This window comes from Streptomyces aureus, assembly GCF_001418135.1.
Classification (GTDB): domain Bacteria; phylum Actinomycetota; class Actinomycetes; order Streptomycetales; family Streptomycetaceae; genus Streptomyces; species Streptomyces aureus_A.
Genome location: NZ_LIPQ01000459.1, coordinates 1 through 11,360, shown reverse-complemented (window position 1 = coordinate 11,360; position 11,360 = coordinate 1). Strand labels below are relative to the sequence as shown.

Genomic DNA, 11,360 nt, shown 5'->3' with positions numbered 1-11,360 from the left:
CGGGAGTCAGCGGGGCCCCGGATGCCACCGGTGAGCCGTCGACGGACTGGGCGCCGCGCTCGCCGGAGCGCGTACCCCGGGAGACGGCCGTGCCGCCGCCGGGGCCCGTGGCGGTGGCACGCAGCGGGGTGACCGCCGTGCCGGTGCCCTGGCCGCCGCGCGCGCTCGCGTTCACCGAGGCGTCCTGCGGCAGGGTGCCGCCGAGGGCGATGGCGGCGAACGAGACGGCGCTGGCCGCCGCGAAGGCGAAGCGCCGGCCGCGCCAGGAGGTTCCGGACGCGCGGTCGCCGACCTCGTGGATGCGGAAGCCGGTCTGCGGGGCGGAGTGCGCGGAGTGCGGGGTGACGACGGCCGCCGTGGCGAAGCCGTCGGACCTCACACCGCCCGCGCCGAGGAGTTCTTCGAGGGGGCCTCGCGGGCCGCCGGGTCCTCCCGGCTCACCGGGGCCCCCGGGTAGCCCCTGCAGCCGGGCGAGGAATCCCTCCGAGGGTGGCGGCGGAGCCGCCGAGGCGAAGACGCTCTTGAGGGTGCGCTGCGCGTCGGCCTCCGCCTTGCAGCGGGCGCAGGTCGCGAGGTGGGCGAGGACCCGCTCGCGGGAGTCGTGGCCGAGTTCGCCGTCGACGAGCGCGGCCAGCCGGTCCCCGAGGTGGTGTTCCGCGGGGGTCGGTGACGAGGGGCGTGTGGCGCTCACGCTGTCCCTGCCTCCCATCCGACGGAGGCCAGGGCACGCTCCGCCCGTGCCTCGGGCGAGCGGTGCTTGAGGGCCTTGCGCAGGTGGGAGCGCCCGCGGTGGATACGGCTGCGGACGGTGCCGAGCTTCACGCCGAGGGTCGCGGCGATCTCCTCGTACGACAGTCCTTCGATGTCGCAGAGGACGACCGCGGCACGGAACTCGGGCGCGAGGGTGTCGAGGGCCTGCTGCACGTCGGCGTCGAAGTGGGTGTCGTTGAACACCTGCTGCGGCGAGGGCTCACGGCTGGGCAGCCGCTCGGCGGCGTCGTCGGCGAGCGCGTCGAAACGGATGCGCTGCTTGCGGCGGACCATGTCGAGGAAGAGGTTGGTGGTGATGCGGTGGAGCCAGCCCTCGAAGGTGCCCGGCGTGTACGTCGACAGCGAGCGGAAGACGCGGACGAAGACCTCCTGGGTCAGGTCCTCGGCGTCGTGCTGGTTGCCGGTCAGCCGGTATGCGAGGCGGTATACCCGGCCGCTGTGCGTGCTGACGATCTCCTCCCAGGTGGGCGGAGTCCACGCCTGCGATTCCGCATCCGATGCGAAGGTCGCGGTGGTGGGAGCGGAGTCGGCGGTGCGGATTCGGTCAGCGGTGTCGGTCACGGATTTCGGCTCACCCGCCGACCTGAGAAGACGCCGCAGCACTCCTCCCCGATCCACAGGCGCAGCCGCACCTCCCCTGTCGGCTCTGGTGGTGTCCAGTGGAGCCCCTACCATAGCCACCTCGCCCGTTAGCTCCGGATAAGAATCTTTACGCGAATTTGGAACCGGCTCCCCCGGCTTCCTCCTGCCGCGTCCTTCCCCTGGTGAACGCCCGGTCCCATCTGCGGGTTCCCGCTGACAGCGGATACAGTCACCGTTGCGTCAACTACGGGGACAGGAGAGGGCCATTACCGCCAACCGGCAGACGAGCTGGTCGTTCGCCGACGCCTTTGTCGCCGAGGACGAAGCTCTGCGCTGGGCCCGGGAGCGGGCCCGGGAGGCAGGGCTGCCCTCGGTGTCGCCTGGCACCGGTGGGGCGCTGCGCCTGCTCGCGGCCACGGCGGACGCGAAGGCGGTGGCGGAGATCGGCACGGGCACCGGCGTGTCCGGCATCTATCTGCTGCTCGGGATGCGGCCGGACGGCGTCCTGACGACGGTGGACCTCCAGCCGGAGCGGCAGCAGCTCGCCAAGACGGCGTTCCGCGCGGCGGGCTTCGCGGGCAACCGGGCACGGTTCATCCCCGGCCGGGCCCTGGACGTACTGCCCCGCCTCGCGGACGGCGGGTACGACCTCGTGTTCTGCGACGGCGACCGGCTCGAGTACCTGGACTACCTCGCTGAATCGTTGCGCCTGCTGCGACCTGGCGGACTCGTCTGCTTCGAGGGCGTCTTCGCGGACGGCCGCACGGTCGACTCGGCGGCCCAGCCGGCCGAGGTCCAGCGGGTCCGCGAGCTGCTGCGCACGGTGCGGGAGAGCCAGGAGCTCATCCCCTCCCTGCTGCCGGTGGGCGACGGCCTGCTGTGCGCGGTCCGCCGCGGCTGAGAAGCCCCGGACCCGCCCCACCCCCGACGCGACGCCCATCCATCCGGCCCCGGACACACCACTGCCCCGGCACGGTCGGACCGTACCGGGGCAGTGCTCAGGATGCGAGGGAAGGTCAGCCGACGACCTTCTTCAGGGCGTCGCCCAGCGCCTCGGCCTCGTCGGGAGTCAGCTCGACGACAAGCCGACCGCCGCCTTCGAGCGGAACGCGCATGACGATGCCCCGCCCCTCCTTGGTCACCTCGAGCGGGCCGTCACCCGTCCGCGGCTTCATGGCCGCCATGCTTGTTCCCCTTCCTGAAACCAGCTCATTGTCAGCCGGGCAGCTCCATGACCTGGAGCACGCGTCACCGGCTTCGAACACATTGCTTCCAGGTCATTATCCCGCATGGCAGGACCCGATGACCAACATCGAATGGCATCGCTTGCGCAACGCGCTCTCTCAAAACCCCACATTTCGGCGATCGGCCTGCGATACTTCGCCGCTCGGCGTCCGGCCGAGCCCTTCAAATCTTTGACGCAGCTCACATGGGCGGGGCGGATGATGTCCGCCATGCTGTGCAGGTCAACCACGCAAAGAGGCGAAGGGAACCCCATGGCCGACACGGTGCTGTACGAGGTGAGCGACGGGCTCGCCACCATCACGCTCAACCGCCCCGAGGCCATGAACGCGATGAACGTGGCGGCGAAAGTCGCCCTCCGCGACGCGGCCGAGACGGCCGCGTCGGACCCCGCCGTACGGGCGGTGCTGCTCACCGCGGCGGGCGAGCGGGCGTTCTGCGTAGGCCAGGACCTGAAGGAACACGTGGGTCTGCTCATGGCGGACCACGAGAACGGCACCCAGGAGACCATGAACACGGTCCGGGACCACTACAACCCGATCACCAAGGCGCTCGCGGGCATGCGGAAGCCCGTCGTGGCCGGCGTGAACGGCGTCGCCGCCGGGGCCGGCTTCGGCTTCGCGCTCGCGGCGGACTACCGGGTGGTCGCGGACACCGCGTCGTTCAACACCTCCTTCGCCGGGGTCGCGTTGACCGCCGACTCGGGGATGTCCTGGACGCTCCCCCGTCTGATCGGCCCGAGCCGCGCCTCCGACCTGCTGCTCTTCCCGCGCTCGATCACCGCCCAGGAGGCGTACGAGCTGGGCATCGCGAACCGTGTCGTCCCGGCCGCCGACCTCACCGCCGAGGCCGAGAAGGTGGCCCGCAAGCTCGCGGCGGGCCCGACGGTGGCGTACGCGGCCCTGAAGGAGTCCCTCGCCTACGGCGCCGACCACTCCCTGTCCGAGGCACTGGACAAGGAGGAGGAGCTCCAGAACCGGGCGGGCGCCTCCGAGGACCACACGATCGCGGTCCGCGCCTTCATCGCCAAGGAGAAGCCGAAGTACCTGGGCCGCTGACGGGACCGGCCGACGGAGCCATGAGCAGGGCCCGGGGGCTACGTCCCGCCCCGGGCCACGCACCCCTTCACATGGTCGTCGACCAGCCCGCAGGCCTGCATCAGGGCGTAGGCCGTGGTCGGGCCGATGAAGCGGAGGCCTCGCTTCTTGAGGGCCTTCGAGAGGGCCGTGGACTCGTCCGTGACCGCCGGGACGTCCGCGACGGTACGCGGGACGGGGCGGGTCCTTGGATCGGGGGCGTACGACCAGATCAGCTCGTCCAGTTCGCCCGGGGCCCAGTCGGCCAGCAGTCTCGCGTTGGCCAGGGTCGCGTCGATCTTGGCCCGGTTGCGGATGATTCCCTCGTCCACGAGGAGCCGCTCGCGGTCCGCGTCACCGAACCCGGCGACCGAGGCGATCCGGAAACCGGCGAACGCCGCCCTGAAGCCCTCGCGGCGGCGCAGGATCGTGATCCACGACAGACCGGACTGGAACGCCTCCAGGCAGAGCCGCTCGAACAGCGCGTCGTCGCCGTGGACCGCGCGGCCCCACTCCTCGTCGTGGTACGCCACGTAGTCCTCGGTCGACAGGCCCCAGGGGCAGCGCAGCCGCCCGTCCGGGCCCGGCACCGCGCCGCCGGCCGTCACGCCGGCCCGTCCTCTCCGTCACCGGCGGCGGCCGCTCCCGCGAGCGCCTCCTCCAGCTCGGAGATCCGGGCGTCGCGCTCGGCCAGCTCGGCGCCGAGGCGGACCAGCACGTCGTCCACGTCCGCCATCCGGTAGCCGCGGACCGCGACGGGGAGACGGAGCGCCTCGACGTCCGCGCGGTCGACCGGGCGGGCGGCGGGGAGCGGGTCGACGAGCTCCTCGGGCGCCACGTCGGGCAGCACCTCGCTGTCGCCGCCGCCGACCACGGCCAGGGTCACCGCGGCCACGACCACGACCATCGTGATGAGCAGAAACCAGAACACCTGCGTGCCTCTCCCCGGAGTGGAAAACGTCCCGTGCCGATCGTGCCATGCGCCACCGACAGCTAGGGTCGCAGGCGAACGGACACGAGGGAGGACAAAAGGGATGCTGCGCTTGGGACGGCGTGAATTCGGGCCGCACGAGCCGGTGATCATGGCGATCGTGAACCGGACCCCGGACTCCTTCTACGACCAGGGCGCCACCTTCCGGGACGAGCCGGCGCTCGCCCGCGTCGAACAGGCCGTGGCCGAGGGGGCGGCGATCATCGACATCGGCGGGGTGAAGGCGGGCCCCGGCGAGGAGGTCACGGCCGAGGAGGAGGCGCGGCGCACGGTCGGTTTCGTCGCCGAGGTCCGCCGCCGCCATCCCGATGTCGTCATCAGCGTGGACACCTGGCGGGCGGACGTCGGCGCGGCGGTCTGCGAGGCCGGCGCGGACGTCCTGAACGACGCGTGGGGCGGGGTCGACCCCGGACTCGCCGAGGTCGCCGCGAAGTACGGCGCGGGGCTCGTGTGCACGCACGCGGGCGGCGCGGAGCCGCGGACGCGGCCGCACCGCGTGGAGTACGAGGACGTGATGGCCGACATCCTGCGCGTGACCGTGGGGCTCGCGGAACGGGCGGTCGCGCTCGGGGTGCGGCGGGACGCGATCATGATCGACCCGGGCCACGACTTCGGGAAGAACACCCGGCACAGCCTGGAGGCGACGCGGCGGCTCGGCGAGATGGCGGAGACGGGCTGGCCGGTGCTCGTGTCCCTGTCCAACAAGGACTTCGTCGGCGAGACGCTCGACCGGCCGGTGAAGGAACGGGTCCTCGGGACCTTGGCGACGACCGCCGTGTCCGCCTGGCTGGGGGCGCAGGTGTACCGGGTGCACGAGGTCGCCGAGACGCGGCAGGTGCTCGACATGGTGGCGTCCATCGCCGGGCACCGGGCGCCGGCCGTGGCGCGGCGCGGCCTGGCGTAGCCGGGCGCGGGGCGGAACCCGGCGGGGACGGAACGGGGCGGGGGCGACGGAGGACCGTCGCCCCCGCCCCGTGGACCGCTACTTGCCCGTCTCCTTCGTCACCAGCGCCACCGCCTCGTCCACGTCGTCCGTGACGTGGAAGAGGAGCAGGTCCCGCTCCGAGGCCTTGCCGCCCGCGACGACCGAGTCGCGGAGCCAGTCCACGAGGCCCTTCCAGTACTCCGTGCCGAAGAGGACGATCGGGAAGCGGGTGACCTTGCGGGTCTGGACCAGAGTCAGCGCCTCGAAGAGCTCGTCGAGGGTGCCGAGTCCGCCGGGCAGGACCACGAAGCCCTGCGCGTACTTCACGAACATCGTCTTGCGGACGAAGAAGTAGCGGAAGTTCACGCCGATGTCGACGTGCGGGTTGAGCCCCTGCTCGAAGGGGAGCTCGATCCCGAGGCCCACCGAGACGCCCTTGGCCTCCCGGGCCCCCTTGTTGGCCGCCTCCATGGCGCCGGGGCCGCCGCCCGTGATGACCGCGAAGCCGGCCTCGACGAGCGCCCTGCCGATCCGTACACCCGCCTCGTACTCCGGCGAGTCCGGCTTCGTGCGGGCCGAGCCGAAGACGCTGATCGCGCTCGGCAGTTCGGCGAGGGCGCCGAAGCCCTCGACGAACTCGGACTGGATGCGCATGACCCGCCAGGGGTCGGTGTGCACCCATTCCGAGTCGCCCTCGGTGTCGAGCAGCCGCTGGTCCGTGGTGCCCGGCTGGACCTGGTCCCTGCGCCTGAGCACCGGCCCGAGCCGCTGCTCCTCCGGCTTCGTCTCCCCTTCAGGGATACCCATGGCCTGCTCCCTCCGTCGATCCAACGATCTTCTGGTCCGGTCAGCGTAGGACCACAGAGGTGACGAAATGCGAAATTACGGGAGTCGGGACGAGGGAAGTCAGGCGGTCAGGCGGTCAGCCAGTCGCGCAGCCGTGCCTCACAGTGGTGGATCCGGTCGACGGGCACGTGCTCGTCCCGCTTGTGCGCGTAGATGGGGTCGCCGGGGCCGTAGTTGACCGCGGGCACGCCGAGGGCGCTGAAGCGGGCCACGTCGGTCCAGCCGAACTTGGGCTGGGCACTGCCGCCGACGGCCTTCATGAAGGCCTCCGCCGCCGGGTGGGAGAGGCCGGGCAGGGCGCCGGGGCTCTCGTCGTCGACCACGAAGTCGGCGATGTCGCAGTCGGCGAAGAACTCGCGGACGTACGCCAGCGCCTCGGCCGGCGAGCGGTCGGGGGCGTAGCGGTAGTTGACCGTGACCGTGCACGCGTCGGGGATGACGTTGGTGGCGACGCCGCCCTGGATCGCGACGGCGTTGAGGCCCTCGTGGTACTGCAGGCCGTCGATGACCGGCTTGCGCGGCTCGTACGCGGCGAGGCGGGCCAGGATCGGGGCGGCGGAGTGGATGGCGTTGGAGCCCATCCAGGAGCGCGCGGAGTGGGCCCGCTCACCCGCGGTGTGCAGGATCACGCGCAGCGTGCCCTGGCAGCCGCCCTCGACCTGGGCGTCGGAGGGCTCCAGGAGGACGGCGAAGTCGCCCTCCAGCCAGTCGGGGTGCGCGTCGGCGATCTGCCCGAGGCCGTTGAGGTGGGCGGCGACCTCCTCGTTGTCGTAGAAGACGAACGTGAGGTCGCGGTTGGGCTCGGGGACCGTGGCGGCGATGCGCAGCTGGACGGCGACCCCGGACTTCATGTCGGAGGTGCCGCAGCCCCACAGGATGCCGTCCTCGTCGAGCCGCGAGGGCACGTTGTCGGCGATCGGCACGGTGTCGATGTGGCCGGCGAGGACGACGCGCTCGCCGCGGCCGAGGCGCGTGCGGGCCACGACGTTGTTTCCGTAACGGTCGACCGTGAGGTGCGGCAGGGCGCGCAGTGCCTGCTCGATGGCGTCCGCGAGCGGCTTCTCGGTCCCGCTGACGGACGGGAAGTCGACGAGGGCGGCGGTGAGCGCGGCCCCGTCCTGGGACAGGTCGAGGGGCGTGTCGAGCGGGGTGATGTCAGCCATGTGCCGACCCTAACGCGGCCTCCAGTACGGTGGGCCCCGTGTCCGAGCCCATCCGCCCCCGCCGTCGCGGCCGCCTCGCCCGTTCCGCGGCCGCATTCGCCGCGCTCCTCGGCCTTGCCTCGTACGTGGCCTTCCACCAGATGACGGGCAGTACCGGCACGCCGCGGTGCAGTGTCGGCACCGGGGACAACCGGTACGAGTTCACTCCGGAGCAGGCGTCGAACGCCGCGATGATCTCCGCCGTGGGCACCAGCCGGGGCCTGCCGGAGCGGGCGGTGACCATCGCCCTCGCGACGGCGCTCCAGGAGTCGGCGCTGCGGAACATCGAGCACGGCGACCGGGACTCCCTCGGACTCTTCCAGCAGCGGCCCTCGATGGGCTGGGGCACTCCGGCGCAGATCATGGACCCGGTGTACTCGTCGGGGAAGTTCTACGACGGTCTCGAGAAGGTCCCGGGGTATTCGCGGCTGCCGCTGACGGTGGCGGCGCAGAAGGTGCAGAAGAGCGGTTTCCCGCAGGCGTACGCGAAGCACGAGCCGGACGCCACTCTTCTCGCGGCCGCGCTGACGGGCCGGTCCCCGGCCGCCCTCTCCTGTACGGCGAGCGACGCCGAGGGCCGTCCGGGCGATCCCGAGAAGGTGCGGGCGGAGCTGGTACGCGCCTTCGGCGAGAAGGCGGCTCCGACGGCCGTGACGGGCGGCCCGAGCGCGGGCCGGTCGGCGGCCGGGCCGCCGGTGCTCGTGGTGCCGGTCCGGTCGACGGCCGGGTCCAGGAACGCGGCCGCGGACGCGCGGCGGGGCTGGGAGCTGGCGCAGTGGGCCGTGGCGCGGGCGGAGACGCTGCGCATCACGGAGGTCGTGTACGGGGACCGGGTGTGGCGCGCGGGTGAGGCGCGGGGAGGCTGGTCGAAGGTCTCGGGGTCTTCGAAGGCGTTCTCGGAGGGGTCCGAGGGGTCCGCCGAGACCATGGGCGCGCCTGCCTCCGGCGGGGAGTACGTCCGCGTGCGCCTCGCCCAGTAGTCGCTCGGCAGCCGATCACCCGTACGGCGATTCACTCGCCCGTGGCATGACACCGGTGTGCGTCCGGAGAAATTCGCGACCCTTCCGCGCCGTCTTTTCCGCGCCGCGCCCCGCCTTCCCCATTCCCTTGCGGGGCAAGGGAAGTGACGGTTCGCCAGGTGCCTGCGCAATGACGCGTTCGTCCGTTTTCCTCCCCACCCGACAATACGACGCATTGCCAAGTCTTTACCTTCGACCGCCGCAACCCAACCCGCCCCAGGGCCGGTTGTCACTGCGTCCGAACAACACCTCGCACCTCGTCGAAGGAGCACCATGTCCCTCCCCCTGACCCGTCGGATCGCCCGCGCCGCCCTCCTCATCGCGGCCGGAGCAGCCCCCGTGGTCGGTGCGGCCGGCTCCGCGAGCGCCCTGGACCCCAACCTCGCGCCGACCGGCACCCTCGGCGGCATCAGCGCCTTGGACGCCGCCGGTGCGGGCACCGCCGTCGACGGCGCCTCGCAGACCGCCACCGGCGTCGTCGGCTCCACCGGCAGCCAGGCCGTCGGTACGGCCGTCCCCGCCGCAGGCAAGACCGTCGGCGCGGCGGGCAGGACCGCCACCCCGGCCGCCCAGCAGGTCGCCGGCGAGACCGCCGGCAGCGCGGGCGAGGTCGTCGGCAAGACCGCCGGCGCCGCCACCGAGAGCGCGGAGGGCCCGACCGGCGGCGCCCTGGGCGGCGGCCTCGGCGGCCTGCCGACCGGCCAGACCCTCGGCGGCCTGCCCCTCGGCGGCTGACCCGACCGGGAACCGGTCACACGGAAGGGCCCGGGGAGCGGATGCTCCCCGGGCCCTTCCGTGTGCCGTGGATGTCGTGGGCGGTCAGCCGAGCCGCTTGACCGCCGCCGCGACCCGCTCGTCCGTCGCCGTGAACGCGACCCGCACGAACCGCTCCCCCGCCTCGCCGTAGAAGTCGCCCGGCGCCACGAGAATGCCCTTCCCCGCCAGGTACGCCACGGTCTCCCAGCACGGCTCGTCCCGGGTCGCCCACAGGTACAGGCTCGCCTCGCTGTGCTCGATGCGGAAGCCGTGTGCCTCCAGGGCGGCCCGCAGCGCCGCCCTGCGGGCCGCGTACCGCTCCCGCTGCCCGGCCACGTGCGCGTCGTCGCCGAGCGCCGCCACCGTCGCCGCCTGCACCGGCGCCGCCGTCATCATGCCGCCGTGCTTGCGGATCTGCAGCAGCTCACCGAGCACGGCCGCGTCGCCCGCGATGAACGCGGCCCGGTACCCGGCCAGGTTGGAGCGCTTGGACAGCGAGTGGACGGCGACGACGCCCTCGTACGAACCGCCGCAGACGTCCGGGTGCAGCACGGAGACCGGGTCGGCCTCCCAGCCCAGCTCCAGGTAGCACTCGTCGGAGAAGACGAGGACACCGTGCTCGCGCGCCCAGGCCACGATCCGGGTCAGCTCGTCCTTCGAGAGGACCTTGCCGGTCGGGTTGGACGGAGAGTTGAGCCAGAGCAGCTTGAGCCCCGCCGGGTCCAGCAGCGTCGGGTCGTCGTAGACGACGGGCGTCGCACCGCAGAGCCGCGCCCCGACCTCGTACGTCGGGTACGCGAGCCGGGGGTACGCCACCCGGTCGCCCGCGCCGAGACCCAGCTGCGTCGGCAGCCAGGCCACCAGCTCCTTGGAGCCCACCACCGGCAGCACGTTCTCGTGGGCGAAGTCCACCGCGCCCAGCCGCCGCTCGCACCAGCCGGTCAGCGCGTCCCGCAGCTCCTTCGTCCCCCACACCGTCGGATAGCCCGGCGAGTCCGCCGCCGCGACCAGGGCCTCCTGGATCAGCGCGGGGACCGGGTCGACGGGCGTGCCGACCGAGAGGTCCACGATTCCGTCGGGGTGCGCCACGGCCGTCTTCTTGTACGGCTCCAGCTTGTCCCAGGGGAAGACGGGCAGGCGCGAAGAGACTGCGCTCACGGGTTGGCTCTCACTTCCTGTACGTGCGCGGGTGAGGCGTCGGGAAACGCCTCGGTCCCGTACGGCGGCCGACGCCGTACGGGACCGGATGCGACCTGAAGCGGTCGATCAGCCGTTCTGCGGCGGCAGGGCGGCGATGAAGGGGTGGTCGCGCTCGATCTCGCCGAGCTTGGAGGCACCACCGGGCGAACCGAGCTCGTCGAAGAACTCGACGTTCGCCTTGTAGTAGTCCTTCCACTCCTCCGGGGTGTCGTCCTCGTAGAAGATCGCCTCGACCGGGCAGACCGGCTCACAGGCCCCGCAGTCGACGCATTCGTCCGGGTGGATGTACAAGGACCGCTTGCCCTCGTAGATGCAGTCGACGGGGCACTCCTCGATGCACGCCTTGTCCTTCACGTCGACACAAGGCTGCGCGATGACGTAGGTCACGCTGTCGTTCCTCCTCGATAGGGCTGGTCTGCGCGGGAGCGCGGCGTCGTCGATGCCCGCACCTAGTATCTCCGTTCTTGGGGGCGATCCGAACAGGAGGGGCGGAGAAGCTGTGGAATTCACCGGCGGAGGACGCCTGGAGGTCCGCATCACCAGCGCTGACGTGGGAAAACGTGTCTCAGTTCGGTACGTGACGGACTCAGCGGCCGCGGGCGAGAAGTTCACCGACGCGGTCGGCGTTCTCACATCATGGGACAACTCTGTGCTGCTGATCACACGAAAGAGCGGCGAGAGCGTCCGGATCGCGGAATCCGCCCTGGTCGCCGGGAAGATCGTCCCGCCCGCGGCCGCTGAGTCCGTCAC

15 protein-coding genes are annotated in these 11,360 nt (G+C 72.1%); 6 read left to right on the top strand and 9 right to left on the bottom strand.

Annotated elements, in window-relative coordinates:
• On the bottom strand, positions 1-691 hold a 691-nt coding region (locus AOK00_RS30710; protein WP_055603478.1), incomplete at its 3' end, for an anti-sigma factor family protein.
• Positions 688-1,446, bottom strand: a complete 759-nt coding sequence (gene sigE, locus AOK00_RS30705; protein WP_073912007.1) for an RNA polymerase sigma factor SigE — start codon at positions 1,444-1,446, stop codon at positions 688-690. The genes sigE and AOK00_RS30710, both read right to left, overlap by 4 nt.
• A gap of 142 nt (positions 1,447-1,588) precedes the next feature.
• On the opposite strand from sigE, the gene AOK00_RS30700 reads away from it, so the two are divergent.
• Positions 1,589-2,254, top strand: coding sequence for an O-methyltransferase (locus tag AOK00_RS30700; protein ID WP_079042285.1), 666 nt, complete (start codon positions 1,589-1,591; stop codon positions 2,252-2,254).
• Between the two features lie 115 nt (positions 2,255-2,369).
• On the opposite strand, the gene AOK00_RS37730 is transcribed toward AOK00_RS30700, so the two are convergent.
• Positions 2,370-2,537 (bottom strand): DUF3117 domain-containing protein, encoded by a 168-nt coding sequence (locus tag AOK00_RS37730; protein WP_009997451.1) that lies wholly within the window; start codon positions 2,535-2,537, stop codon positions 2,370-2,372.
• A 312-nt stretch (positions 2,538-2,849) separates the two neighbouring features.
• Here AOK00_RS37730 and AOK00_RS30695 point away from each other — a divergent pair, with 312 nt between their 5' ends.
• Positions 2,850-3,653 (top strand): enoyl-CoA hydratase/isomerase family protein, encoded by an 804-nt coding sequence (locus AOK00_RS30695; RefSeq protein ID WP_055603476.1) that lies wholly within the window; start codon positions 2,850-2,852, stop codon positions 3,651-3,653.
• Positions 3,654-3,691: 38 nt separating this feature from the next.
• Here AOK00_RS30695 and AOK00_RS30690 read toward each other — a convergent pair whose 3' ends face one another.
• Positions 3,692-4,279, bottom strand: a complete 588-nt coding sequence (locus tag AOK00_RS30690) for a DNA-3-methyladenine glycosylase I (RefSeq protein ID WP_055603475.1) — start codon at positions 4,277-4,279, stop codon at positions 3,692-3,694.
• Entirely contained in the window at positions 4,276-4,602 is a 327-nt protein-coding gene (locus AOK00_RS30685) for a hypothetical protein (protein ID WP_030320692.1), read from the bottom strand. The genes AOK00_RS30690 and AOK00_RS30685 overlap by 4 nt, the downstream gene beginning before the upstream one ends.
• A 103-nt stretch (positions 4,603-4,705) precedes the next feature.
• Between AOK00_RS30685 and folP the strand changes: the two genes are divergently transcribed.
• A complete protein-coding gene (gene folP, locus AOK00_RS30680) occupies positions 4,706-5,566 on the top strand; it encodes a dihydropteroate synthase (RefSeq protein ID WP_055603474.1) in 861 nt (286 codons plus the stop codon).
• A 78-nt stretch (positions 5,567-5,644) separates the two neighbouring features.
• Here folP and AOK00_RS30675 read toward each other — a convergent pair whose 3' ends face one another.
• Together AOK00_RS30675 and dapE are read right to left on the bottom strand one after the other, a co-directional pair.
• Complete coding sequence (locus AOK00_RS30675) at positions 5,645-6,394, bottom strand: TIGR00730 family Rossman fold protein (protein ID WP_055603473.1); 750 nt, start codon at positions 6,392-6,394, stop codon at positions 5,645-5,647.
• A 107-nt stretch (positions 6,395-6,501) separates the two neighbouring features.
• Positions 6,502-7,596 carry a succinyl-diaminopimelate desuccinylase gene (gene dapE, locus AOK00_RS30670; protein WP_055603472.1) on the bottom strand — a complete coding sequence of 365 codons (1,095 nt, stop codon included), beginning with the start codon at positions 7,594-7,596 and terminating at the stop codon, positions 6,502-6,504.
• Between the two features lie 29 nt (positions 7,597-7,625).
• Between dapE and AOK00_RS30665 the strand changes: the two genes are divergently transcribed.
• On the top strand, positions 7,626-8,615 hold the full coding sequence (locus tag AOK00_RS30665) for a hypothetical protein (RefSeq protein WP_055603471.1): 990 nt from the start codon (positions 7,626-7,628) through the stop codon (positions 8,613-8,615).
• Between the two features lie 312 nt (positions 8,616-8,927).
• Complete coding sequence (locus AOK00_RS30660; protein ID WP_055603470.1) at positions 8,928-9,389, top strand: hypothetical protein; 462 nt, start codon at positions 8,928-8,930, stop codon at positions 9,387-9,389.
• A gap of 84 nt (positions 9,390-9,473) precedes the next feature.
• Here the strand turns inward: AOK00_RS30660 and AOK00_RS30655 are convergent, their stop codons facing one another.
• The gene (locus AOK00_RS30655; protein WP_055603469.1) at positions 9,474-10,568 is read right to left on the bottom strand and encodes a bifunctional succinyldiaminopimelate transaminase/glutamate-prephenate aminotransferase; all 1,095 of its coding nucleotides are present in this window, start codon (positions 10,566-10,568) and stop codon (positions 9,474-9,476) included.
• 108 nt (positions 10,569-10,676) lie between these two features.
• Complete coding sequence (gene fdxA / locus AOK00_RS30650) at positions 10,677-10,997, bottom strand: ferredoxin (protein WP_015035968.1); 321 nt, start codon at positions 10,995-10,997, stop codon at positions 10,677-10,679.
• 112 nt (positions 10,998-11,109) lie between these two features.
• On the opposite strand from fdxA, the gene AOK00_RS30645 reads away from it, so the two are divergent.
• The coding region (locus tag AOK00_RS30645) for a putative acetyltransferase (protein WP_437441457.1) at positions 11,110-11,360 on the top strand (251 nt) is incomplete at its 3' end.

Excerpts from the sequence above, each read along its gene's own strand:
- sigE (WP_073912007.1), bottom strand. The coding sequence starts at position 1,446 with ATGGTAGGGGCTCCACTGGACACCACCAGAGCCGACAGGGGAGGTGCG.
- AOK00_RS37730 (WP_009997451.1), bottom strand. The coding sequence starts at position 2,537 with ATGGCGGCCATGAAGCCGCGGACGGGTGACGGCCCGCTCGAGGTGACC.
- AOK00_RS30695 (WP_055603476.1), top strand. The coding sequence starts at position 2,850 with ATGGCCGACACGGTGCTGTACGAGGTGAGCGACGGGCTCGCCACCATC.
- folP (WP_055603474.1), top strand. The coding sequence starts at position 4,706 with ATGCTGCGCTTGGGACGGCGTGAATTCGGGCCGCACGAGCCGGTGATC.
- AOK00_RS30675 (WP_055603473.1), bottom strand. The coding sequence starts at position 6,394 with ATGGGTATCCCTGAAGGGGAGACGAAGCCGGAGGAGCAGCGGCTCGGG.
- dapE (WP_055603472.1), bottom strand. The coding sequence starts at position 7,596 with ATGGCTGACATCACCCCGCTCGACACGCCCCTCGACCTGTCCCAGGAC.
- AOK00_RS30660 (WP_055603470.1), top strand. The coding sequence starts at position 8,928 with ATGTCCCTCCCCCTGACCCGTCGGATCGCCCGCGCCGCCCTCCTCATC.